The sequence below is a fragment of the Roseixanthobacter glucoisosaccharinicivorans genome (genome assembly GCF_043195095.2).
Classification (GTDB): Bacteria; Pseudomonadota; Alphaproteobacteria; order Rhizobiales; family Xanthobacteraceae; genus NCEH01.
The window spans coordinates 3,056,995-3,080,725 of record NZ_CM195538.1 but is presented as its reverse complement, the minus strand read 5'-3'; the positions used below and the strand labels follow the sequence as shown (position 1 = coordinate 3,080,725).

Here is a 23,731-nt window from a genome sequence, read left to right as displayed (position 1 = left end):
CGGCACCGGCGGTGCGGTGGATCAGAGCGTGACCGCCTGGCGCACGATGACCTTGGTGCCCACGGGAACGCGCGTGTAGAGGTCGATGATCTCGCTGTTCACCAGACGGAAGCAGCCGGAAGACACCGCATAGCCGATGGTCTCGGGCTGGTTGGTGCCGTGGATGCGATAGACCGTGCCGCCGAGATAGAGCGCGCGGGCGCCCATCGGGTTGCCCGGGCCGCCGGCCATGAAGCGGGGCAGATAGGGCTGGCGCTGGATCATTTCCGCCGGCGGCGTCCAATCGGGCCATTCGGCCTTGCGGACGACCGTGACCAGGCCCTTCCAGGTGAAGCCGTCGCGGCCGACGCCGATGCCGTAGCGCAGCGCGCGATTATTGCCTTCCACCAGATACAGGAACTTGTCGTCGGTGCTGATGATGATGGTGCCCGGCGGCTCAGTGGTGCGGAAATAGACCGGCTGGCGCTTGTAGGCCGGATCCATGTCCACCTCGTCGTCCGCGGGCGGGACGAGGCCGGGCTGGTCGCCGATGTCGAGGGTCGCGCCGGGAACGCCGCGCTGCGGCACCGGCGTGGACTGCGCCATGGCGTAGGAACCAAACGCGAATGCGCCGACCTGAAGCAGGGCGGTCAGCGCCAGGGTCTTGAACAGTTTGGGCATCATGCCGGCCTCTTTCTTCGCGCCCCCAAGGAGCTTCGCGGGCAGAGACTGGCAAGTCCGGGTTAAAATTGCGCTTTCGGCGACGACTGCCGTGCGCAACATGCCCTTGATGCCGCTCTCCCCGCTTCGGTCCCGCGTGCCGCGCAAAGACGGCACACCCCATGCTTCGATTAGCTGAGCTTGCGGGCCAGGAAAAGTGAAAAAGCTTGACCTAACTTCCAGTCGAGCCGGCTTGCGCCGCAATCGTCTCCGCGTGGCGGTGCCTCGCCTCATCGTCGGCGTGCTGCCGCCGCGCGGATCTGCCCGGAGACACGCTCGCCTTGACCGCGCGGCCACCCGCCCGTGGGCGCTGTCCGATGCCCGGCTGCGCCCGATCAACTCAATCGTGAAGTGCTCGCCTGGATCCGATTGCTGCGATGCACGTTGAGCCGGGTCAACCGGGTTCAGGCGGCGCGTCTGGAACCCATGGTCCTCATGAGGAATGATCCATTGCAGACTCCATCCGACCTGTCAGTGACCCGGCGGGAGTTGCTGATCGGAACCGCGCTGTCCGTGACGGTGACCGCATCCGCCGCCCCATCGGCGGCGCAGGCGCAAGCTGGCGCAGTCGCCACAAGCCTCACAAACCCAGCAAGCCCCACAAACCCAACAAGTTCAAAAATATCGTTCGAGGTGAACGGGGTCCCCCGCCAGCTCGAACTCGATAACCGAACCACCTTATTGGATGCCCTGCGCGAGCATCTGCACCTCACAGGCACGAAGAAGGGCTGCGACCACGGCCAGTGCGGCGCCTGCACGGTGATGGTGGATGGCCGGCGCATCAATTCATGCCTGACGCTCGCGGTCATGCATGAGGGAAACCAGGTCACCACCATCGAGGGGCTGGGCACGCCGGAAAATCTCCACGCCATGCAGGCCGCGTTCGTGAAGCACGACGGCTATCAGTGCGGCTATTGCACGCCGGGCCAGATCTGCTCCGCCGTCGCGATGCTGGGGGAGATCAAGGCCGGCATTCCCAGCCACGTGAGCGCCGATCTGAACGCAGCGCCCGATGTGACGGACGCCGAGGTGCGCGAGCGCATGAGCGGCAACATCTGCCGGTGCGGGGCCTATTCCAACATCCTGGATGCCATCAACGAAGTGGCTGGGAGGCAGGCATGAAGTCGTTCACCTACGAGCGGGCAGCCTCGCCTGCCGAAGCCGTCGCCGCTGCGGCCCGCGTTCCGGAGGCCAAGTTCATCGCCGGCGGCACGAATTTGCTTGATCTCATGAAATTGGAAATCGAAACGCCGGGCCATCTCATCGACCTCAACGGCCTCGGGCTCGACACGATCGAGCCGACGGAGGATGGCGGCTTGCGCATCGGCGCCCTGGTCCGCAATACGGATCTGGCGGCAGACGCGCGTGTGCGCCGCGATTACGGCGTCCTGTCCCGCGCCTTGCTGGCGGGCGCCTCGGGGCAATTGCGGAACAAGGCGACGACGGCCGGGAATCTGCTCCAGCGCACCCGCTGCCCTTATTTTTACGACACCAACATGCCCTGCAACAAACGTCAGCCCGGCAGCGGCTGCGCGGCGATCGGCGGCTTCAGCCGCCAGCACGCCGTGCTTGGCGCAAGCGAGGCCTGCATCGCGGTCCATCCGAGCGACATGGCGGTGGCCATGCGCGCGCTTGATGCCACGGTGGAAACGGTGAAGGCGGACGGCGCCACGCGGCGCATCGCCATCGCCGATTTCCACCGGCTTCCGGGCGATACCCCGCAGCAGGAGACGGTGCTGGACGCCGGCGAACTCATCACCGCCGTGACGCTGCCAAAGCCGGTGGGCGGCACGCATATCTACCGCAAGGTCCGCGACCGGGCCTCTTATGCGTTCGCGCTCATCTCGGTGGCCGCCATCGTCCAGCGGGATGGAACGGGCCGCGTGGCGCTCGGCGGCGTGGCGCACAAGCCGTGGCGCCTGGAAGCGGCCGAGGCGCAGATGCCGCGCGGCGCCAATGCGGTGGCCGAGCGTCTTCTCGCAGGCGCCAAGCCGACCAGCGACAATGCATTCAAGCTGCCATTGGTCCGACGCACGCTTACCAGCGCGCTCAACGAGGCGAAGGGTTGAACCGATGAAATTCGATACGCCCGCAACCACCAATCCCATCGACCAGCTCAAGGTCATCGGCCATCCGCTCGATCGCATCGACGGGCCGCTGAAGACCACCGGCACGGCGCCCTATGCCTATGAGCACCACGAGGGGATGGCGAACGCGGCCTATGGCTATGTGCTGGGTGCCGCCATCGCCAAGGGCCGGATCGCCTCCATGGATCTCGCGCGCGCTAAGGCCGCACCAGGGGTTATCACCATTGTTACGGCCGAGAATGCCGGTCCGCTGGGCAAGGGCATCAAGAACACCGCGAAGCTCCTGGGCGGGCCGGATATCGAGCATTATCATCAGGCTGTCGCCGTGGTCGTTGCGGAGAGCTTCGAACAGGCCCGGGCGGCGGCCCATCTGATCCAGGTGGAGTACGTAAAGGCCGATGGCGCGTTCGATCTTTCGGAAGCGCGCAAGAGCGCGACCATCCCAGAGGACACCGAGGCCGACACCAAGCGCGGGGATTTCCCAGGGGCGTTCGCCGCCGCGCCGGTGAAGCTCGATCAGACCTACAGCACTCCCGACCATGCCCATGCCATGATGGAGCCGCACGCCAGCATCGCCGCCTGGAACGGCGGTAAGCTGACGCTCTGGACCTCCAACCAGATGATCGCCTGGGGCGTTGCCGACATGGCGAAGACCCTCGGCATTCCAAAGCAGAACGTCCGCCTTATCTCGCCCTTCATCGGCGGAGGGTTCGGCGGGAAGTTGTTTCTGCGGGCGGATGCGCTCATGGCCGCCCTTGGGGCGCGCGCCGCGCGCCGGCCGGTCAAGGTGGCCCTCTCGCGGCCATTGATTTTCAACAACACCACCCATCGCCCGGCCACCATCCAGCGCATCCGCATCGGCGCGAGCCAGGACGGAAAGATCACGGCCATTGGCCATGAGAGCTGGTCCGGCGACCTGCCGGGCGGCGGGCCTGAACTGGCCGTGCAGCAGACGCGCCTGCTCTATGCCGGCGGAAATCGCATGACGGCGCTGCGTCTCGCCGAACTCGACTTGCCGGAAGGCAATGCCATGCGCGCGCCGGGCGAGGCTCCGGGCATGATGGCGCTGGAGATCGCCATGGACGAGATGGCGGAAAAGCTCGGCATGGATCCGATCGCGTTTCGCGCCGCGAACGATACGCAGGTGGATCCTGAGAATCCCGAACGTCCATTCTCGCAGCGCCGGCTGGTGGATTGCCTGCGGCAGGGCGCCGATCGGTTCGGCTGGAGCGCGCGCGCCGCGCATCCGGGAAGCGTCCGCGACGGCGACTGGTTGATCGGCATGGGCGTCGCGGCCGCCTTCCGCAATAACCTTGTGATGAAGTCCGGTGCGCGCGTGCACCTCGACAACACCGGCTTGCTCACGGTCGAGACCGACATGACCGACATCGGCACCGGGAGCTATACCGTGATCGCTCAGACCGCCGCCGAGATGATGGGCATGCCGCTCGAAAAGGTGCGCGTGCGCCTTGGCGATTCCAGCTTCCCCGTGTCGGCGGGCTCTGGGGGGCAGTGGGGTGGAAACAGCTCCACGGCCGGCGTCTATGCCGCGTGCGTGAAGCTGCGTGAAGCGGTGGCGCAGAAGCTCGGCTTCAATTCCGCCGACGCGGTGTTCGCCGACGGAGCGGTGCGCCTCGGCAACCGCAGTGTTCCCCTTACCGAGGCCGTGGGGGCAGGCGGCCTTTCCGGGGAAGACACCATGGAATACGGCGACCTCAACGAAAAATACCAGCAATCCACGTTCGGCGGCCATTTTGTGGAAGTGGGCGTGGACGCTGTAACCGGCGAGGTGCGCGTGCGGCGCATGCTGGCGGTGTGTGCCGCCGGGCGCATCCTCAACCCCAAGACCGCGCGCAGCCAGGTGATCGGCGCCATGACCATGGGGGTGGGCGCCGCGCTGATGGAGGAGCTCAAGATCGACAAGCGCCTGGGCGTCTTCGTCAATCATGATCTTGCCGGTTACGAGGTGCCGGTTCACGCCGACATCCCGCACCAGGACGTGATCTTCCTGGATGAGACCGACCCCATGTCCTCGCCGATGAAGGCGAAGGGCGTGGGCGAACTCGGCATCTGCGGCGTCGCCGCGGCGGTCGCCAATGCCATCTACAACGCCACCGGCGTCAGGGTGCGCGACTATCCGATCACCTTGGACAAGCATCTCGACCGCTTGCCCGAACTCAGCTGAGCCGCAGGTGCGGCGATCGCCCCGGCGCGGCAGCGGGCCGGGGCGATCGCCGGCGTGCATCAGTCATATGAGGGACAAAACACTATTTGACTTGAAATGGGCAGGCAAATCCCTATCCTGGCGCCTGCCGTTCAGATGAATCGGGAGAGGGCGCCTCGGCGCCGCCGAAGGAGCAACCGCCCCGGAATCTCTCAGGCAAAAGGACCGATTCAGCAGGCACTCTGGAGAGAGATCAGGACCATCCTGATCCACCGAAGGGGATATCCGCCATGGCGGAGAAGCTCTCAGGTTCCGTGACAGAGGGGGCGTGAACTGTCACGGAAGAGAGCCTTCAATCATGGGACATGTGATCGTTATCGGCGCCGGCATCACCGGCGTCACCACCGCTTATGCCCTGCTGCGCCGCGGGCACGCGGTGACGGTGCTGGAGAGGCACCCCTACGCCGCCCTTGAAACCTCCTTCGCCAACGGCGGCCAGCTTTCCGCCAGCAATGCGGAGGTCTGGAACCAATGGTCCAACGTCGCCCACGGGCTGCGCTGGATCTTCACCCGCTCCGCCCCGCTGCTCCTGAACCCGAAGCCCAGCTGGCACAAGCTGTCCTGGCTCGCGGAATTCGTCGGCCAGATCCGCAGATACGAGGAAAACACCGTCGAGACGGTCCGCCTCGCCATCGCGGCGCGGCGGCATCTGTTTGAGATCGCCGAGCGGGAAGGCATCGCCTTCGACCTGCAGAAGCGCGGCCTCATGCATGTCTATCGCGATAAAGCGAGCTTCGACCATGCCGCCGAGGTCAACGCCTTGCTGAAGCGCGGCGGCCTTGAGCGCGAACCCGTGACGCCGCAGGAAATCAGGGCCATCGAGCCCACGCTGGAGGGCGCGTTCCATGGCGGATTCTTCACCCCGCGCGACGCCTCCGGCGACATCTGCCTGTTCACGCGTGGCCTTGCCGTGGCCTGTGAGCGCCTGGGCGGAAAGTTCGTCCACGGGGTCGAAGTCAGCGCCATCCGCGACGGCGGAGATGCCCGCACGGTCGAATGGCACGGCGTGGACGACGCATCGGCGGTCGGGTCGCTGACGGCGGACCTTGTGGTCATCTGCGGCGGGGTCGGGAGCCGGCGGCTGGCCGCGCTGGTGGGCGAGCGGCTCAATGTCTATCCCGTGAAGGGCTATTCCATCACCGTGGCGGTGAAGCCGGAGGATGTGGACCATGCCCCGCGCGTGGCTCTGCTCGACGATGCCGCGAAGATCGTCACCAGCCGCCTTGGCGACTCCCGCTTCCGCATCGCCGGGACAGCGGAGCTGAACGGCTATAATCGTGATGTGCGGGCCGACCGCATCGCGCCCCTCGTCAGCTGGACGCGGCGGCATTTTCCAAGGCTCGATACCAGCGACGTCGCGGTGTGGGCGGGGTTGCGGCCCATGCTGCCGGGGATGCTGCCGCGGGTCGGCGCCAGTCGGCGGGCGCGCAACGTGTTCTTCAACACCGGCCACGGCCACCTCGGCTGGACGCTCTCCTGCGCCACCGCCGAACTGGTTGCGGCGCAGATGTCCGCTTGAGGGCGCGCCGGCGGGCGGAGCGAAACCGCCCGCCGGCCGGCCGCCCCGCGCTCAATCTTTGGCCGCGTGCATGCGGATCAGCCGCCCATAGATGCGCTGCGCCGCTTCGATCTCGCGCACGCCGCACCATTCGTCGGTGACATGGGCCTGGCTGGGTTCGCCAGGGCCAAGGATGACGACGGGCGCCGGCGCGAGCCCCGCAAGCACCGAGGCATCGGTGAAGAAAGCGGCGCCGCGCGGCGGCTCGGCCACATAGCCCTCCGCTTCGCGCGCCGCCGCGCACAGGGCGACGAACGGTGCGCCCTGATCGGTCCACACCGGTGCAAGATCGTGGACGCATTCCACGCGGCTGTGATCGCCCGCGACGGCGGCAAGACGGGCCAGGACTTCCGCGTGATCCATTCCCGGCAAGGTCCGCACGTCCACGTGCAGGCGCGCGCGGTCCGGCACCGCATTGGGCGCGTGCCCGCCCTCGATCAGGCCGACATTCACCGTGGCCTGTCCCAGCACCGCGTGCCGGCCTGGGAAATCCAGGTCGCGGAAGGCCAGTGCGGCCGTGCAGGCGCGATAGATGGCGTTCACGCCGAGCTGCGGGGTGGAGGAATGGGCCGAGACGCCGGTGAAATGCACGAAGCAGAAGACGGCGCCCTTATGGCCCAGGGCCACGGCATTGGAGGTGGGCTCTGCGACGATCCACCCGCCGATCTCGGGCAGGGTCACCCGATCCCGCGCCAGCGCAAGCGCGCCCTCGCATCCGCGCTCCTCGCCGGCGGTGATCACGAGGGCAAGGTCCGCCGCGATGTCGCGCGCGTCGATCGCCGCCGCCACGAAGGCCGCGACCGCCGCCTTCATGTCGGAGGCGCCCCGCCCATAGAGGCGCCCCTCGCTGATCTCGCCGGCGAAGGGATCATGGTGCCAGGGGGCCGTTCCCAGCGGGACCGTGTCGAGATGACCGGTGAAGGCCAGGGCCGGCCGCCTGTGCGCGCTGCGCCGCACGGCCACCAGATTGACGCGACCAGGCGCAAAGCGATGCTGCTCCACCTCAAATCCGGAGGCGGCCAGCAGCGGGACGAGGATGTCTGCGGCGGCTTGCTCGTTGCCGGGGGGATTGCAGGTGTCGATGCGCATCAGGGCGCGGGCAATTTCGATTGCATCTGTCATAGGGGAGGCCTCCATCCGCATCACAGCATTGTCCCGACCGGAGGGACAAGACAAAAATCCAGGATTCTCTAATTTGACTTTTTATGTCTGAATAGACTAAGGAGCGTGGCGCAGGCGCGTACTTCGCTGTCGGAAGGTGGCGGCGGCGCGTTGGGCTGTCTATCGTGGGGACGCGCCGAGCGGCAGCTTTGCCATGCCAGGGAGAAGGTCTTGATCACCGGCCGAACGGCAACAGAAATCGCATTGTCCATCCGTTCGGCGGTGGATGCGGGGCGACTGAAGCGTGGCGCGTCGCTCCCGACCGTGCGCCAGCTGGCCGAAGAGCTGGGCATCAATCGCAATACCGTTGCCGCCGCATACAAGCAATTGTCTGACAGTGGCCTGGTGGAAGGTCGCGGCCGGCAGGGAAGCCGGGTCGCGCCGGATCGAACGGCGCCGCCACCGGCCGCCTCGCCGCGCGATCTCGCCGGCGGCAACCCCGATCCCGCCCTCTTGCCGGACATGTCCTCCGTGGTGCGCAGCCTCGGCTGGCACCAGCGGTCCTACGAGGACCCGCCTGACGATCCGGAGCTGCTGCGCCTCCTCGGGCAGCAATTCGCGCTGGACGAGCTGCCCATGGGCGAACTCTGGCTCGCCTCGGGCACCTTCGATGCAATCGGCACCATTCTGCGCAAGCTGCTGGCGGTGGGCGATGCGGTGGGGGTCGAGGACCCCTGTTTCATGACCACGCTCGGCCTCATGCGCCAGGGCGGCTATGTGCCTCTGGCGATGCCGGTGGACGACGAGGGGGTGACGCCCGAGGGGCTGCGCCATGCGCTCGCGGCCGGCGCAAAGGCGGTCATCCTCACTCCGCGCGCGCACAATCCGCTGGGCGGATCCTGGAGCCTCGCGCGGTTTGCTGCTTTGCGCGAGGAGATCAGGGCTTATCCCGACGTGCTGGTGATCGAGGACGATCATTTCGCCGTCCTCTCGCGTTTTCCGCCCATGACGCTGGTGGAGCCGGGACGCCCACTGTGGGCGATCATCCGCTCGGTGTCGAAATATATCGGGCCGGATCTTCGGCTGGCGGTGGTCAATTCCAGCCACGAGCTCAGCCGCGCGAGCCTCGCGCTGAATGCCTTCACGTCGCGGTGGGTCAGCTCGATTCTTCAGAAGTCGGTGCTGGCGGTGCTGACGGCGCCGGGCTACCGGCAGCTGGTTGCCAGTGCGGCGGGGGCTTATGAGCGGCGGCGCGAGGACGTGATCACCGCATTGGCCGGCCGCGGCATCAAGGCCCATGGCCGGGACGGCATGAATGTCTGGATCCCGGTGGCGGACGAACAGATGGTCGCGCGGCGGCTGCTCGATGCGGGCTGGACGGTGCGCACGGGCTCCGTGTTCCGCCTTGCGGCGCCTTCCGCCATCCGCATCACCACCAGCGTCATCCCGAAGCCGCTGGCGGAGGAATTCGCGCGCACGCTCGATTCGATCCTGCGCGAGGACGTGGTCGAAAGAGGCGCGTGAGCCTCTTTCGACTGGGACCCTGAACCGGCCTCTCAGGCGGAACGCGCAAGTTCCGCATCGTCCGGAGCGGCCACGCCCAGGCGGCGCGCGACGCGGCGCGCGGTCTCGATCCGCTGGGCGGTCAGCTCCTTCACCGAATCCCGCGCGGCGGCGACAATGTCCTTGGGCGCCCGCTCCGGCGTCCCCGCGTCGAACGGCGGCTCGGGCTGGTACTGCATGTACAGCTGGATCTGCTGCGCCGCCTTGTCGCCGCGCAGCATCGCCGCAAGCCGAAGCGCGCCGTCGATGCCGGACGTGACGCCGCCGGCGAAGATATAATTGCCCTCGATCACCACCCGGTCCGTGAGGGGAATCGCGCCGAGATAGGGAAGTACGTCCATGGCGGCCCAGTGGGTGGTCGCGCGCTTGCCCTTGAGCAGCCCGGCGGCGCCGCAGATGAGGGCGCCGGTGCACACCGAGAAGACAAACATGGCGCCGGCCGCCTGGGTGCGGATGAAGTCGAGCGTCTCCTCATCTTCCATCAGGGCCTCCTGGCCGGGGCCGCCAGGCACGTGCAGCACATCCAGCCTCGGCATGTCCGCGAAGGTCTTTTCCGGCGTGAGCGTGAGGCCGCGCGTGTCCTTTACCGGGGCAAGCGTCTTGCCGGCGATGTGAAAACTGGAATTGGGAATTCGGGCGAGGACCTCGAAGGGCCCGGTGAAATCAATCTGGTCCAATCCGTCGAACAGGATCGAGCCGATGTGAAGGTGCTGGTCTGACGGGATCATCGTTGGGCCTTTCCTCAGGCATTCCCGCATTGCGCGGACGACCCTATGTGACAAAGCTCCCGCCATCAGTCAAGACAAATGCAGCACAAATGACCTAATGACTTTTATGTCTGTTCCCTAAATGCCGTGAATTTATGCATGAAAACCCTGGAAATGCCTCCAATAAGGCAGGCCAAAAAATTCATCGTCGAAAGACAGTCCGGCTTGATGAAAGACAAAGTCTAATATATGAAGACAAATGTATGACAAAAAAGGGGAACGATAATGAATGTATCGGCCAAAGTGGATGCGCCCATCGTGCGGCTGGTCCGATTGCGCTGGCGGGTCTCGATCGCGCTCAGTCTTGCTATGATGCTGATTTATTTCAGTTTCATGGGCCTTATCGCCTTTCACAAGGCGGCGCTGGCCACGATCCTCGCACCGGGGGTCTCGGTGGCGCTGATCGCCGGGCCGAGCATCATTGTCTCGGCTTTCCTGCTGTGTGCCGCCTACGTGGTGTGGACCAACAAGGTCTACGACCCGGCGGTCCGCGCTCTCAAGAAATGAGGAGGCATCCATGCCCAGCACCCAGAGCGGTCTGTCGATCGCCTTCTTCCTCAGTTTCGTCATGCTGACGCTTTGGATCACCTATGTCGCGGCACGGCGCACCCGAAGCACCACCTCTTTCTTCACAGCCGAGGGGCGGATCTCCGCCTGGCAAAACGGCTGGGCCCTCGCGGGCGACTTCCTCAGCGCGGCCGCGCTGCTCGGCATTGCCGGCATCATCACCGCCAACGGCTTCGACGGCCTGGTCTATTCGATCGGCTGGCTGGTGGGATGGCCGATCATGCTGTTCCTGATCGTCGAGCCCCTGCGCAATGTCGGCAAATTCACGATGGCCGATCTGGTCGCATACCGGCTCAATCAACGCTGGGTGCGCTCGGCGGCCGCCATCGGCTCGCTGACCGTCATCCTGTTCTATCTGATCGCCCAGATGGTCGCGACCGGCGCGCTCATCAAGCTCCTGTTCGGCATTCCCTATTCCACTGCGGTCATGATCGTCGGCGCGGCCATGCTGGTCTATGTGCTGTTCGGGGGCATGATCGCGACGACCTGGGTTCAGGTCATCAAGGCCATCCTGCTGCTGATCGGCGGGGCCGTGCTTGCCGCTCTCGTCCTCAGCCGCTTCAGCTTCGATCCGCGCGCCTTGTTCCAGGCCGCGGCGCAGCAGTTCGGCGAGCGGGTGCTGCAGCCGGGCGAGAAGGTTGTGCCGGGAGGCTGGGAAGCCATATCGCTCGCCCTCGCCCTCATGTTCGGCACCGCCGCGATGCCCCATGTGCTGATGCGCGTCTATACCGTGAAGGACGTGCGCGACGCGCGCCTTTCCATCACCTATGCGACGGGTCTGATCGGCATTTTCCATCTGTTTGTGTTGATCATCGGCTTCGGCTGCATGGTGCTTGTCGGCCCGGCGGTGGTCGCCAAGGCCGGCGGCGGCGGCAACATGGCCGCTCCGCTTCTGGCACTGACCCTCGGCGGCGAGGCCTTCTTCGGCTTCATCTGCGCGGTGGCCTTCGCCACCATGCTGGCCGTGGTCGCCGGGCTGACGCTCTCCGGAGTGGCCACCCTGTGCCACGACATCTGGACCAATGTGGTGCGCTCCGGCCACGCGCCGGAGAAGGAGAAGATGGCGGTGGCACGCATCTCCACCGTGCTCATCGCGGTGCTGGCCGTGGCGCTCGGTTCGGTGTTCGAGGGCCAGAACGTCGCCTTCATGGTGGGCCTTGCCTTCTCAGTGGCCTGCGCCGCCAATTTTCCAACCCTGGTGCTGTCCATCTCCTGGCGCCGGCTCTCCACTGCGGGGGCGGTCTCCAGCATCCTGGTGGGGACGGTGGTCTGCCTCACCATGATCCTGCTCTCGCCGACCATCCAGGTGGACGTGCTCGGGCGCAATCTGGCCGATCTCCAGTCGCACTGGTGGTTCATCTCCATGCGCAATCCGGCCATCGTCGCGATGCCGCTCTCGTTCGCCACCGCCATCGTGGTGTCACTGCTCACGCCGGAGCCGGAGGCCGCGGCAAAGTTCGATGCGCTGCGCGATGCCATCGTCTTCGGTCCGGCTCGCCTGGATCCGCCCTCGCCGGAAATCGAGGTTGCGGCCGCCGGCGCCAAGCCCCAGCCCCTCTAGCCAACCGGCAGACAAAAGAAGGGGGAGCCCGCCTGGCGGTGCTCCCCTCGCTGTTCACATGCACGTCCTTTTGGAGCGCTTCATGAAATTGACCTGGCTCGGACATTCAGCCTTCCGCATCGAGACCGGAGCGGCAATTGTCCTCATCGACCCATTCTTCACGGGCAATCCGCGCTTTCCCGGCAGCATCGCGGAAGCCGCGCAGGGGGTGACGCACATTCTTGTCACCCACGGGCACGACGACCATCTCGGCGACGCGGCAGCCATCGCCGCGCAAAGCGGCGCGCAAGTGATCGCCAATTTTGAGATCTGCCAATATCTCGCGGGGCAGGGCGCTTCGAACATCAACCCCGGCAACAGCGGTGGATCCGTCAGCTGCGGCGGTTTCGACGTGGCCTTCACGCCCGCCGTGCATTCTTCCGGCACGCTGGGCGAGGGTGGCCGCTCGACCTATCTCGGCAATCCCAATGGCCTCATCCTGAAGCCGCAGCACGGTCCATCCCTGTTCCACATGGGCGATACCGACATTTTTAGCGACATGGCCCTGATCCAGGAATTCCATGCGCCGCAGGTTGGCATCGTGCCGGTGGGAGACCGTTTCACCATGAGCGGAAGGATCGCCGCGATCGCCGTGCGACGCTATTTCCGTTTTGACGCGGTCATCCCGTGCCATTACGGGACCTTCGGTTTGCTGGCGCCTGATCCGTCCGATTTCGTGGCCGGCCTTGAGGGAGCGGCCACGCGCGTCATCGTTCCCCCGGCCGGGGAGCCGTTTGAGATTTGATCCTCCGACGGAAATCCACGCCCGGCGTCTGAAGCGGCGCGCTTTGTGGCCGTCCACAAATGGCTGGCAGGGGCGCACGGTCAAGCGCCATCGCTTTAACCGGACGCGCGGCCGGATGAAGATATGAGGGCACGGGGCCGATCCCGATCGGTGCTGGACCAAAAAACCTCGGAAAATGGTGCCGGTTGAGGGGATTGAACCCCCGACCTTCGGTTTACAAAACCGCTGCTCTACCGCTGAGCTAAACCGGCTTCGGGCCTGCGACGCTGGGTGCCGGGGCCATCTGTGCCATGCCTACCAGCGCCGGGCGGCGGGAACAAGATGTCGCCTTGGCGGTCCCCAGATGCCGGGCCCTGTCGAGCGCAGATGCCGCGCCCCAAACGCAAACGGCCCCGCCGGGGCGGGGCCGTCGCGGGAAGATGCCGGGGCAGCCGGCGTCTCCCCCTTGGCCGGCCGGCAAGGAGCCGGCCGCCGGAGCACGAGCCTCAGTGCGAGTGCCAGTCGTCGAGGTTCCGGTTCTTGGTCTCGGGGACGAACAGCAAGCCGATGACGAAGGTCATCAAAGCGATGACGATCGGGTACCAGAGGCCGTAGTAGATATCGCCGGTGGCGGCCACCATGGCGAAGGCGGTGGCCGGCAGCAGGCCGCCGAACCAGCCGTTGCCGATGTGGTAGGGCAGCGACATGGAGGTGTAGCGGATGCGGGTGGGGAACAATTCCACCAGCGCCGCCGCGATCGGCCCGTACACCATGGTCACGAAGATCACGAGCACGAACAGGATGCCGATGACCGCGGCCGGCTGCGGGCGGAAGATGTCGAAGGGATGCGCCATCTTCACGATGTTCGTATCGCCCGCCTTGGGATAGCCCGCAGCCTGCAGCGCGGCCGTGGTGGCCTTGCCGAAGTCCGGACCGAACGGCACCACCGTGTCGTTGATGCGGATCGTGGTGGGCGTGCCCGCCGGCGCCGATTCGGTGGAGTAGCGCACCGAGGATTTGGCGAGGAAGTCACGCGCCAGATCGCACGGGGCGGTATAGACGCGGGTGCCCACCGGATTGAACAGGCTGCCGCAGGTCGCGGGATCGGCAACCACCGCCACCTTCACCGACGTGATCGCCTTTTCCAGGGCCGGGTTGGCCGCGGTGGTGATCATGTTGAACAGCGGGAAGTAGCAGGAGGCGGCGATCAGGCAGCCGGCGAGGATGATCGGCTTGCGGCCGATCTTGTCCGACAGCCAGCCGAAGAACACGAAGAAGCCGGTGCCGAAAACGAGCGACCAGGCGATCAGCAGGTTGGCGGTATAGCCGTCGACCTTCAGGATCGATTGCAGGAAGAACAGGGCATAGAACTGGCCCGTGTACCACACCACGCCCTGGCCGGCGGTGAGGCCGAGCAGCGCGATGATGACGAACTTCAGGTTCCGCCACTCGCCGAAGGCTTCCGACAGCGGGGCCTTGGAGCCCGTGCCTTCTTCCTTCATGCGCTTGAAGGTGGGGGATTCGTTCAGGGTCAGACGGATCCACACCGACACGCCGAGCAGCGCGATGGAGATCAGGAACGGCACGCGCCAGCCCCAGGCCGCGAAGTCGGCTTCGCCCACCACGGACCGGGTGACGAGGATGACGATCAGCGACAGGAACAGGCCGAGCGTGGCCGTGGTCTGGATCCACGAGGTGTAGAAGCCACGACGGCCCTGCGGCGCATGTTCCGCCACATAGGTCGCCGCGCCGCCGTATTCGCCGCCGAGCGCGAGGCCCTGCAGCAGGCGCAGCGCGATCAGGATCACGGGGGCGGCGAAGCCGATGGTCGCCGCATTGGGCAGGATGCCGACGATGAAGGTCGACATGCCCATGATCAGGATGGTGACGAGGAAGGTATATTTGCGGCCGACGAGGTCGCCGAGGCGGCCGAACACCAGCGCGCCGAAGGGGCGCACCAGGAAGCCGGCGGCGAACGCCAGCAACGCGAAGATGTCGCGGGTCGCAGGGGGGTAGGCGCTGAAGAACTGGGCGCCGATGATGGCCGCGAGCGAGCCGTAGAGATAGAAGTCATACCATTCGAAAACCGTGCCCAGGGACGAGGCGAAGATGACCTTCTTCTCCTCCCGGGTCATCGGCACGCCCTTGGCGACGGGCCCCGCAGTCGTGACAGTCATGAAGTCTTCCTCCCTCAAGGATCGCCGGTCCTCCCCTCGGGGAGGCGGATCAGGCGGCGCGGGCGCGGCGCGACTGGGCAATCCTGCGGGAACGGGCCATGGCTCCGGCGCGGGGCCGAAGTGGCATTTCCTCCCAAGTCTTGCCGTTCCGCGTCATTGGCGCGCGGATTGAATCGAACCGGCGCTTTTGCGCCATGGGAGAAAGATGACCGAGCTTGATCGCGCGTGCGATTGGCAAATGGTCTTAGGTGCAGGGCGAAATATGGTGCGCTGCACGCAATAGGACGGGGCGTCGACAGAAAAACTCAGCCGGCTTTCTTCAGGGCGCGGCGCGCGATACCGAGCGAGAGCGCGGCAGCATTGGAGACGTTCAGGCTCTTGATGGCGCCGGGAAGGTCGATGCGCGCCAGCACGTCGCAGGTCTCGCGGGTGAGCTGGCGCAGGCCCTTGCCCTCGGCGCCGAGCACAAGCGCAAGCGGCGCGTGCAGCTTGGTGTCTTCCAGGTCGGCTTCGCCTTCGCTGTCCAGCCCGACCACCAGCATGCCGTTGTCCTTCAGCTCGGTGAGCGCACGGGACAGATTGGTGACGAGGCAGAACGGCACGTGTTCCAGCCCGCCGGAGGCGCTCTTCGCCAGCACGCCGGTGGCCGGCGGGCTGTGGCGGGCGGTGGTGATGATGGCACCCACGGCGAATGCCGCCGCCGAGCGCACGATCGCGCCCACATTGTGCGGGTCGGTGATCTGGTCGAGCACCAGCACGAGGTCGTGCTTGGCCGCCTGCCGCAGCGCGGGGGAGGGAAGGTGGTCGGCATGAACCAGCAGCCCCTGGTGGACCGCGTCGGGGCCGAGCACTTTGTCGATGTCGCCGGGCCGCACCATTTCCGGTGCGATCGGCAGCTTGAAGCCTTCCTCGGCGAGGCGGTTGATGGCGTTCTCGGTGGCGAGGATCTTGCGGAACCGCCGCTTGGGATTGGCCAGCGCCTCGGTCACCGTGTGCCAGCCGTAGAGCAAAGCGACATCGTCCTCGCCCTCCCATTTGGGCGGGGGTCCCCCGCTGCGGGGGCGGCGGGGCGGAAACGGGCGCTTGCCCGCCTTGTCGCCGAAGGCGGGGCGGGAGCCGGGACGGGACGGGGGGCGGCTTGGCCGATCAGACATGGCCACAGCGATGTCAGAGCCGGCCTGCCCGCGCAAGGGCCAAAGGGCGCCAAAGGCGGCCGGACGACATCAAACGTGCCGGTTGCAATCAGGGGCCGGGCGCCGTCATGCCCTGGTCCGCCAGCACTTTGGCCGCCTGCGGCCCGGTGAGCGCGTCGATCAGCGCCTGGACGGTTGCGCGATGCAGCGTGTTGGCCGCGATGGCGGCGGCATAGACGGTCTCGTTCTGGATCTCCGCCGGCAGCGGCCCCACCAGCTCGGCGCCGCGCACCGCGAGGATCTCGCTGATCTGATGCAGGGCAAGGTCCGCCTCGCCCGAGACAAGGCGGCGCGCCACCAGTCCGCCGGGCACCAGCACGCTCTTCGCCTTCATCTCCTGCGCGATGCCGAGTTTTTCGAACAGGCGGATCAGATAGGGCCCGCTCGATCCGCCCGAGGCCGGGTCGATGAAGGCCACCTTGCGCGCATTCAGCAGCGCCTGGCGGAACGCGGCGACCGTGGAAATGTCCGGCTTTGGCGCGCCCGCCGCCACGGCCACGCCGATGCCGACGCGTGCCACTTCGGTGGGCGGGTCCGCCGCGATGCGGCCACTCGGCGCCAGGGTTTCGAGCGCGGACGGCGGCAGGATCACGAGGTCGAACCGTTCCCCGCCGGCGATCCGCTTCACCAGCGCGCCCGCGGTATCGTTATCCACAAGCAGGGTGTGCCCGCCGGCCGATTCGAAATCGGCTTTCAGCGCCATGAGAACTGGCTTGTACGCGCCGGCGGTGAGCACCGTGAGGGTTGCCGCCTGGCCATTCGCGCAGCCCAGCGCGAGGCCGAGCAAGGCGAGCGGCAGGCGGGCGCTCTTGAAGATTCGGGACGCGATCATGAAAGCCTCGGCTGGGAGCGGCAGGCGCAGCATATCTCGTCTCTCCCGCAGCAGCGGGTATTCATACAGCATGCGCGGGTTCCGCGCCGATCAAACGGGCTTGTCTCGCGCCGTGGATGACGCCTCATTTCCGGTTGACTTGTGCCGGAGCCCCTCACATAAAGCCGATCCTTGTGAACCCGGAGCGCTGCTTCGGGCGCGCAGAATGGCCAAAGCCGGCTTCCGGCATGCGGTCAGCGCTTGCACCCTCGGCCGGAAATTGGCAGGTGAGGGACAAGACGACGGGCGTCGATGTGGAGGGGTGCCCGAGTGGTTAAAGGGGACGGACTGTAAATCCGTTGGCTCTGCCTACGTTGGTTCAAATCCAACCCCCTCCACCACCCGTCGTCGCGCGCTGGTGCCGCGCATTTCCAGATTGAGAAGAGCGCGCAGGTGCGGGCGCTGCGCATTCGCCCGGGGCGGAGCTGTGCCGGGCATGGGCCGGTGGCGCCTGTGCATGGCTCCAGGTGGGGCTTTTGCGCGGGAATCTCCTGTGTTATGGCTGCGGCGCGCCATGACGGGGCATGCGGGAGCGGATGGCGGCGGGGAGCCGAATTCGATCCTGGCATCGGAGCGATGGATCCTGGGCCGGAAGGCCGGATACGTTCGCCCCGCCCGGCATGGCCCGTCCGCTTCGCGCGGTACGCGGGTGTAGCTCAATGGTAGAGCAACAGCCTTCCAAGCTGATGACGAGGGTTCGATTCCCTTCACCCGCTCCAGATCATGTGCGTCGGCTGGCCCAATGCGTCAGGCTGAGCGTCCCGGATGTTTCGGACGCAGGGCCGCGCCGACGGCGGCGGGGCGCGTGGCGCGAATCAGGGCGCAAACCTGCGCCGATGCCCGCTGCATATGGCGTCCGGCATGGTGTTCCGCATGCCACCTGTGCGCTTCGGGCGCAGGCCGGGTCTTGCGAACTTCTTCGAAACCCCCTATCCCACGGCGGCCTTTTTGCAGCCTGACACGGCGCCACCGAAGAACTGAGAGAGAAGATGGCCAAAGCAAAATTTGAACGCAACAAGCCGCACTGCAACATCGGCACGATTGGTCACGTTGACCATGGCAAGACGTCGTTGACGGCTGCGATCACGAAGGTGCTTGCGGAAGCGGGCGGCGCGACGTTCACGGCGTACGACCAGATCGACAAGGCGCCTGAAGAGAAGGCGCGCGGCATCACGATTTCGACGGCGCACGTGGAATATGAGACCACGAACCGCCACTATGCCCACGTGGACTGCCCGGGCCACGCCGACTATGTGAAGAACATGATCACCGGCGCGGCGCAGATGGACGGCGCGATCCTGGTGGTGTCGGCGGCCGACGGCCCGATGCCGCAGACCCGCGAGCACATCCTTCTGGCGCGCCAGGTCGGCGTTCCCGCGCTGGTGGTGTTCCTGAACAAGTGCGACATGGTGGACGATCCCGAGCTGCTGGAGCTCGTGGAGATGGAAGTGCGCGAGCTTCTGTCGAAGTATGACTTCCCGGGCGACGACATCCCGATCATCCACGGTTCGGCGCTGATGGCGCTCGAAGGCAAGTCGCCCGAGCTCGGCCATGAAGCGGTGCTGAAGCTGATGGCGGCGGTCGACAGCTACATCCCGCAGCCGGAGCGTCCGGTTGACCTGCCGTTCCTGATGCCGATCGAAGACGTGTTCTCGATCTCGGGCCGCGGCACGGTGGTGACGGGTCGCGTGGAGCGCGGGATCATCAAGGTTGGCGAGGAAGTCGAGATCGTCGGCATCCGTCCGACCACCAAGACGACGGTGACCGGCGTTGAAATGTTCCGCAAGCTGCTGGACCAGGGGCAGGCGGGCGACAACGTGGGCATCCTGGTGCGCGGCACCAAGCGCGAGGACGTGGAGCGCGGCCAGGTCGTGTGCAAGCCGGGTTCGGTGAAGCCGCACACGAAGTTCAAGGCCGAAGCCTATATCCTGACGAAGGAAGAAGGCGGCCGTCATACGCCGTTCTTCACCAACTACCGCCCGCAGTTCTACTTCCGCACGACGGACGTGACGGGCATCTGCACGCTTCCCGAGGGCACCGAAATGGTGATGCCCGGGGACAATGTTTCGATGGACGTGGCCCTGATCGTCCCCATCGCCATGGAGGAGAAGCTGCGCTTCGCCATCCGTGAAGGTGGCCGGACCGTCGGCGCTGGCGTCGTCGCTTCCATCATCGAGTGATCTTGCGCCACACGGCGCTTTGGATCGAACGGGCCGGCTCTCGAGCCGGCCCGTTTGCGTTTGGGATGCCCTCCGCATTTTCCCGCCGGCCGCGGCCGGGGTTCCGGCGCTGCTTGGGGATAGCCCGAAGCGTCCCCGCGAAGGCCTCTTTACAGATGCTGTTTCGCTGACTAGACACAAGGCCCCGATGCGCTGGGTCGTTTTCCCGGCGCGGGGGTGCTTACCCCTCGCGTGCGCGGGCCTAGGAGTGTAGCTCAACTGGTTAGAGCACCGGTCTCCAAAACCGGGGGTTGGGGGTTCGAGTCCCTCCACTCCTGCCAGGCGCGGCGAAGGTTCGGGGAAGCATAAATCTGGCGCGGCGAAAGCGGGCGGCCGGACGGACCGGGAAAGACACCGCGGCTTGAGTTGCAAGCCGGCGCATTTCCTGATCCACAAGAAGGAATGACCCGTGGCGTATCGGCGATTGCCGGCGGCACGAAGCCGGGAGAGCCCGGTCCGTATTCCGCGAAGGCGCTGCGGCACCGGGGCGGAAAGGGTTTTTGGAACGGCCGGCCCTGGGCCTTTGCTCCGGGCGGCCGCCAGCGAGGAGAAGGCATCGCGCGGGCGCAGGTTCGCGGAGATGCCGAGGCGACATGGCGAAGATCAGCCCCACCGAGTTCTTTCAGCAGGTCCGCACCGAAACCCGGAAGGTGACCTGGCCGACCCGGCGCGAAACCCTCATCACCACCGCCATGGTGTTCGTGATGGTGCTGATCGCGTCCGTCTTCTTCCTTATCGCCGACCAGGTGATGCGCTTCGGCGTGAGCCAGCTCCTGACCCTCGGCCACTGAGAGCGCCCATGTCCTACCGGTGGTACATCGTTCACGCATATTCGAACTTCGAGAAGAAGGTCGCCGATTCGATCCGCGAGCAGGCGGAGCAGCGCGGGCTGACCGATCTGTTCGAGCAGATCCTGGTGCCCACCGAGAAGGTGGTGGAAGTGCGCCGCGGCCGGAAGGTCGACGCCGAGCGCAAGTTCTTCCCCGGTTACGTGCTGGTGAAGATGGACCTCACCGACGAGGCGTTCCACCTCATCAAGAACACGCCCAAGGTCACGGGCTTTCTCGGCGCCGACAACAAGCCGATGCCGATCTCCGAGAAGGAGGCCATGCGCATCCTTCAGCAGGTCCAGGAAGGCATCGAGCGGCCGAAGCCGTCCATCAGCTATGAGGTCGGCGAGACGGTGAAGGTCTCCGACGGCCCGTTCGCCTCCTTCAACGGCATCGTGGAAGAAGTGGACGAGGGACGCTCGCGTCTCAAGGTGGCGGTCTCCATCTTCGGCCGCGCCACGCCGGTGGAGCTGGAGTTCGGCCAGGTCGAGAAGGTCTGATCCCGGCTTGGGCCTTGGCCCTTCCGTGTGGCCGGCGACCCTTGCGCCGGCGCGACAATTCCATTATGTGACCCGCTTCCTGTCCGGCCCCGGATTTCCGATCCGGGGCCGGACAGGTTTTTCGGCCTCTCCTTCTTAGGGAGCGGCCAGCGTGGGAGGTGACGGAGCGTCTCGCCAAACGCTCCTGCGACCCGCACCACGCACCCCGGTCCGAACCGCCGCGCGCGGCCTCGGCCATGTTACGGGAGTTTTGAAATGGCGAAGAAAATCACCGGTTACGTCAAGCTGCAGGTTGCGGCTGGCAGCGCCAACCCGGCGCCCCCGATCGGACCCGCGCTCGGCCAGCGCGGTCTGAACATCATGGAATTCTGCAAGGCGTTCAACGCCCAGACGGCGAAGGAAGAGAAGGGGATGCCCATCCCCGTCGTCATCACCGTCTATCAGGATCGCTCCTTCACGTTCGAGCTGAAGACCCCGCCGATCTCTTACTTCCTCAAGAAGGCCGCCGGCCTCGAGACGAAGAAGAAGCCCGGCTCTGGCTCGAAGACGCCCGGCAAGGGCAACTTCGTCGGCAAGGTCACGCGCGCCCAGCTCGCCGAGATCGCCGAGAAGAAGATGAAGGATCTGAACTGCGATTCCGTGGAAGCGGCCGTTCAGATGATCGAAGGCTCGGCCCGGTCCATGGGCCTCCAGGTTCAGGGGTGAGCACGATGGCGAACCAAGGCAAGCGCATCCGCGCAGCTCACGAAGGCATCGACCGCCTCAAGCTCTATGGCCTCGACGAGGCCCTGACGCTCCTCAAGGAGCGCACCACCGCCAAGTTCGACGAGACCATCGAGGTCGCGCTGAACCTGGGCGTGGACCCGCGCCATGCGGACCAGATGGTCCGCGGCGTGTGCAACCTGCCGAACGGCTCGGGCCGGACCGTGCGCGTGGCGGTGTTCGCCCGCGGCGCCAAGGCTGACGAAGCCAAGGCGGCGGGCGCCGACATCGTCGGCGCGGAAGACCTGCTGGAGAGCATCCAGGGCGGCACGATTGATTTCGATCGCTGCATCGCGACCCCGGACCTGATGCCGCTGGTCGGCCGTCTCGGCAAGATCCTCGGCCCGCGCGGCCTGATGCCGAACCCCAAGGTCGGCACCGTGACCATGGACGTGAAGGGCGCCGTCGCCGCCGCCAAGGGCGGCGCGGTGGAGTTCCGCGTCGAGAAGGCCGGCATCATCCATGGCGGCATCGGCAAGGCCTCGTTCCCGGCCGACAAGCTGGCCGAAAACATCCGCGCCTTCGTTGACGCGGTTGTGAAGGCCCGTCCGACCGGCGCTAAGGGCACCTATGTGCAGCGCGTCGCCGTGTCCTCGACCATGGGCCCCGGCATCAAGGTGGAGCCCTCCACCGTGATCAGCGCCTGAGCCGTCGCAAAGCGCATGAATGAAGAGGCCGGGCCCAGCGCCCGGCCTTTTTCTTGACCGGGAAGAGGGGCTTGGGCGGGGCCTGCGACGCAGGCGCCTGTGCCAGGATTTTCGGCCGGTCAAGCAAAAAATGCGAAAAGGGCGTGACAAGTGGCGCCCGAGCCTCTATATGGCATGTTTCGCTGGTGTGGAAACGCACCTGCGTGAATAGATCGAGCTTCCACCCGGAAACGGGTGGAGGGGCTGGGAGGGTTCGCCCGCCCGGCCTCATTGCCTGTCTGATCTGCCGGTTCTCGAACCGGGATATCGGAGAGGCAAGAGTCCTGTCCGAGACTGCAGGCGCCATGCTCGCATGGCTTAATCCTCGCCAGACAACCTCGCCCGAGGCTGTCCTCTGGAGGGCCAGCATAGACGGGGAAGACCGGATTTCGCGCGATGCGCACCCGCGTGTCGCAACAAGATCGGTTCGAACCAGTGCCTTGTGGCCGGTGACCCGGTTCCCGAGGGGACAGGGCATGTGAGCGTCGCGCGTGCGCGGCCGGCATGTCTGATGTGGATGTATTCCCCGTGGATATATCCTCGTGTTGACGTTTCCGGGAAGCGGACGAGCGGCAAGGCGCAACCGGTGGAGCCGGCTTTCGGTTCCACCACAGGCTTAAAGAGAGCCAGACGTGGATCGAGCGGAAAAACAACAGCTCGTCACGACGCTTACCGAAGTGTTTCAGAACACCTCGGTCGTCGTGGTGGCCCACTATTCCGGCCTCACCGTAGCTCAGCTGTCGAAACTTCGTCGGCAGATGAAGCAGAACGGTGCGACCGTGAAGGTGGCGAAGAACCGCCTCGCCAAAATCGCTCTGGAAGGCTCCGACGTTGCCCACGTGGCGACCCTTCTCAAGGGTCCCACGCTGATCGCTTATTCGAGCGATCCCGTGGCAGCGCCGAAGGTTGCCGTCGAGTTTGCCAAGGGCAACGACAAGTTCGTTATCCTCGGCGGCGCGATGGGCAAAACGGCCCTGAATCCGGATGGTGTGAAGGCTCTGGCCACCATGCCCTCCCTGGATGAACTGCGTGCGAAGCTGGTCGGCCTTATCCAGGCCCCGGCCACGAAGATCGCCCAGCTCACCACCGCGCCGGCAGCAAAGCTTGCCCGCGTGTTCGGGGCCTATGCCAAGCAGGACGAGGCCGCGTGAGGCGGTTGGATCTCGCAAACCTGAATTTCGAACCTATCTTAGGAAGACACGACAATGGCTGACCTGACCAAGCTCGTTGACGAGCTGTCCTCCCTCACCGTCCTCGAGGCCGCCGAGCTGGCGAAGCTCCTCGAAGAGAAGTGGGGCGTTTCCGCCGCTGCCGCCGTTGCGGTTGCGGCTGCCCCGGCCGGCGCCGCTGCGGCCCCGGTCGAAGAGCAGACCGAGTTCACCGTGATGCTCGCGGCTGCCGGCGACAAGAAGATCGAAGTCATCAAGGAAGTCCGCGCCATCACCGGCCTGGGCCTCAAGGAAGCCAAGGACCTCGTCGAGGCCGCTCCCAAAGCCGTCAAGGAAGGGATCGCCAAGGACGAGGCCGAGAAGCTCAAGGCCCAGCTCGAGAAGGCTGGCGCCAAGGTCGAGCTCAAGTGAGCTTTTGAATGCGAGGCGGCCCC

Annotated in this window: 21 protein-coding genes, 4 tRNA genes and 1 riboswitch; of the genes, 18 read left to right on the top strand and 7 right to left on the bottom strand. The window is 66.0% G+C overall.

Annotated features, from left to right (window positions below; translation table 11 throughout):
• Nucleotides 1-21 precede the first annotated feature (21 nt).
• Nucleotides 22-663, bottom strand: coding sequence for a L,D-transpeptidase (locus tag V5F78_RS14245; protein ID WP_394072570.1), 642 nt, complete (start codon nt 661-663; stop codon nt 22-24).
• Between the two features lie 471 nt (nt 664-1,134).
• On the opposite strand from V5F78_RS14245, the gene paoA reads away from it, so the two are divergent.
• From paoA to V5F78_RS14225, 4 genes are all read left to right on the top strand, one after another.
• Nucleotides 1,135-1,821 carry an aldehyde dehydrogenase iron-sulfur subunit PaoA gene (gene paoA, locus V5F78_RS14240; protein ID WP_394072596.1) on the top strand — a complete coding sequence of 229 codons (687 nt, stop codon included), beginning with the start codon at nt 1,135-1,137 and terminating at the stop codon, nt 1,819-1,821.
• A complete protein-coding gene (locus V5F78_RS14235; protein ID WP_394072572.1) occupies nt 1,818-2,768 on the top strand; it encodes an FAD binding domain-containing protein in 951 nt (316 codons plus the stop codon). Before paoA ends, V5F78_RS14235 begins: the two co-directional genes overlap by 4 nt.
• A gap of 4 nt (nt 2,769-2,772) precedes the next feature.
• The gene (paoC, locus tag V5F78_RS14230) at nt 2,773-4,971 is read left to right on the top strand and encodes an aldehyde oxidoreductase molybdenum-binding subunit PaoC (protein ID WP_394072574.1); all 2,199 of its coding nucleotides are present in this window, start codon (nt 2,773-2,775) and stop codon (nt 4,969-4,971) included.
• A gap of 131 nt (nt 4,972-5,102) precedes the next feature.
• Nucleotides 5,103-5,188: riboswitch (glycine riboswitch) on the top strand.
• A 120-nt stretch (nt 5,189-5,308) separates the two neighbouring features.
• A complete protein-coding gene (locus V5F78_RS14225; RefSeq protein ID WP_394072576.1) occupies nt 5,309-6,529 on the top strand; it encodes a D-amino acid dehydrogenase in 1,221 nt (406 codons plus the stop codon).
• A gap of 51 nt (nt 6,530-6,580) precedes the next feature.
• On the opposite strand, the gene V5F78_RS14220 is transcribed toward V5F78_RS14225, so the two are convergent.
• Nucleotides 6,581-7,690 (bottom strand): M20 family metallopeptidase, encoded by a 1,110-nt coding sequence (locus tag V5F78_RS14220; protein WP_394072578.1) that lies wholly within the window; start codon nt 7,688-7,690, stop codon nt 6,581-6,583.
• Between the two features lie 150 nt (nt 7,691-7,840).
• Between V5F78_RS14220 and V5F78_RS14215 the strand changes: the two genes are divergently transcribed.
• Complete coding sequence (locus tag V5F78_RS14215; RefSeq protein ID WP_509276814.1) at nt 7,841-9,193, top strand: aminotransferase class I/II-fold pyridoxal phosphate-dependent enzyme; 1,353 nt, start codon at nt 7,841-7,843, stop codon at nt 9,191-9,193.
• A gap of 32 nt (nt 9,194-9,225) precedes the next feature.
• Here the strand turns inward: V5F78_RS14215 and V5F78_RS14210 are convergent, their stop codons facing one another.
• Nucleotides 9,226-9,960 (bottom strand): DJ-1/PfpI family protein, encoded by a 735-nt coding sequence (locus tag V5F78_RS14210; protein WP_394072582.1) that lies wholly within the window; start codon nt 9,958-9,960, stop codon nt 9,226-9,228.
• Between the two features lie 264 nt (nt 9,961-10,224).
• On the opposite strand from V5F78_RS14210, the gene V5F78_RS14205 reads away from it, so the two are divergent.
• The 3 genes from V5F78_RS14205 to V5F78_RS14195 all read left to right on the top strand — a co-directional run bounded on the left by V5F78_RS14205 (nt 10,225) and on the right by V5F78_RS14195 (nt 12,911).
• On the top strand, nt 10,225-10,506 hold the full coding sequence (locus V5F78_RS14205) for a DUF485 domain-containing protein (RefSeq protein ID WP_394072584.1): 282 nt from the start codon (nt 10,225-10,227) through the stop codon (nt 10,504-10,506).
• 10 nt (nt 10,507-10,516) lie between these two features.
• On the top strand, nt 10,517-12,127 hold the full coding sequence (locus tag V5F78_RS14200) for a solute symporter family protein (protein WP_394072586.1): 1,611 nt from the start codon (nt 10,517-10,519) through the stop codon (nt 12,125-12,127).
• 82 nt (nt 12,128-12,209) lie between these two features.
• On the top strand, nt 12,210-12,911 hold the full coding sequence (locus V5F78_RS14195) for a metal-dependent hydrolase (RefSeq protein ID WP_394072588.1): 702 nt from the start codon (nt 12,210-12,212) through the stop codon (nt 12,909-12,911).
• Between the two features lie 176 nt (nt 12,912-13,087).
• Here the strand turns inward: V5F78_RS14195 and V5F78_RS14190 are convergent.
• From V5F78_RS14190 to V5F78_RS14175, 4 genes are all read right to left on the bottom strand, one after another.
• Nucleotides 13,088-13,162: transfer RNA gene (locus tag V5F78_RS14190), tRNA-Thr, on the bottom strand.
• A 234-nt stretch (nt 13,163-13,396) separates the two neighbouring features.
• Nucleotides 13,397-15,067, bottom strand: a complete 1,671-nt coding sequence (locus tag V5F78_RS14185) for an MFS transporter (protein WP_394072590.1) — start codon at nt 15,065-15,067, stop codon at nt 13,397-13,399.
• 305 nt (nt 15,068-15,372) lie between these two features.
• Nucleotides 15,373-16,221, bottom strand: a complete 849-nt coding sequence (gene rlmB / locus V5F78_RS14180; protein ID WP_394072592.1) for a 23S rRNA (guanosine(2251)-2'-O)-methyltransferase RlmB — start codon at nt 16,219-16,221, stop codon at nt 15,373-15,375.
• An 88-nt stretch (nt 16,222-16,309) separates the two neighbouring features.
• Nucleotides 16,310-17,092 (bottom strand): molybdate ABC transporter substrate-binding protein, encoded by a 783-nt coding sequence (locus tag V5F78_RS14175; protein WP_394072594.1) that lies wholly within the window; start codon nt 17,090-17,092, stop codon nt 16,310-16,312.
• A gap of 295 nt (nt 17,093-17,387) precedes the next feature.
• Between V5F78_RS14175 and V5F78_RS14170 the strand changes: the two genes are divergently transcribed.
• The 10 genes from V5F78_RS14170 to rplL all read left to right on the top strand — a co-directional run bounded on the left by V5F78_RS14170 (nt 17,388) and on the right by rplL (nt 23,708).
• Nucleotides 17,388-17,472: transfer RNA gene (locus tag V5F78_RS14170), tRNA-Tyr, on the top strand.
• A 304-nt stretch (nt 17,473-17,776) separates the two neighbouring features.
• Nucleotides 17,777-17,850, top strand: a tRNA-Gly gene (locus V5F78_RS14165).
• A 270-nt stretch (nt 17,851-18,120) separates the two neighbouring features.
• On the top strand, nt 18,121-19,311 hold the full coding sequence (gene tuf / locus V5F78_RS14160) for an elongation factor Tu (protein ID WP_509276235.1): 1,191 nt from the start codon (nt 18,121-18,123) through the stop codon (nt 19,309-19,311).
• Between the two features lie 243 nt (nt 19,312-19,554).
• Nucleotides 19,555-19,631: transfer RNA gene (locus V5F78_RS14155), tRNA-Trp, on the top strand.
• Between the two features lie 312 nt (nt 19,632-19,943).
• Nucleotides 19,944-20,141, top strand: coding sequence for a preprotein translocase subunit SecE (gene secE / locus V5F78_RS14150; RefSeq protein WP_394044203.1), 198 nt, complete (start codon nt 19,944-19,946; stop codon nt 20,139-20,141).
• Nucleotides 20,142-20,149: 8 nt separating this feature from the next.
• Complete coding sequence (gene nusG, locus V5F78_RS14145) at nt 20,150-20,680, top strand: transcription termination/antitermination protein NusG (protein ID WP_348846924.1); 531 nt, start codon at nt 20,150-20,152, stop codon at nt 20,678-20,680.
• Nucleotides 20,681-20,935: 255 nt separating this feature from the next.
• Nucleotides 20,936-21,385, top strand: coding sequence for a 50S ribosomal protein L11 (gene rplK / locus V5F78_RS14140; protein WP_394072239.1), 450 nt, complete (start codon nt 20,936-20,938; stop codon nt 21,383-21,385).
• Nucleotides 21,386-21,390: 5 nt separating this feature from the next.
• On the top strand, nt 21,391-22,089 hold the full coding sequence (gene rplA / locus V5F78_RS14135) for a 50S ribosomal protein L1 (RefSeq protein ID WP_394072237.1): 699 nt from the start codon (nt 21,391-21,393) through the stop codon (nt 22,087-22,089).
• A gap of 671 nt (nt 22,090-22,760) precedes the next feature.
• Nucleotides 22,761-23,279 (top strand): 50S ribosomal protein L10, encoded by a 519-nt coding sequence (rplJ, locus tag V5F78_RS14130; protein WP_394013499.1) that lies wholly within the window; start codon nt 22,761-22,763, stop codon nt 23,277-23,279.
• 54 nt (nt 23,280-23,333) lie between these two features.
• Nucleotides 23,334-23,708: a 50S ribosomal protein L7/L12 gene (rplL, locus tag V5F78_RS14125; RefSeq protein ID WP_394072235.1), complete on the top strand. Its 375-nt coding sequence runs from the start codon at nt 23,334-23,336 to the stop codon at nt 23,706-23,708.
• Nucleotides 23,709-23,731: the final 23 nt, after the last annotated feature.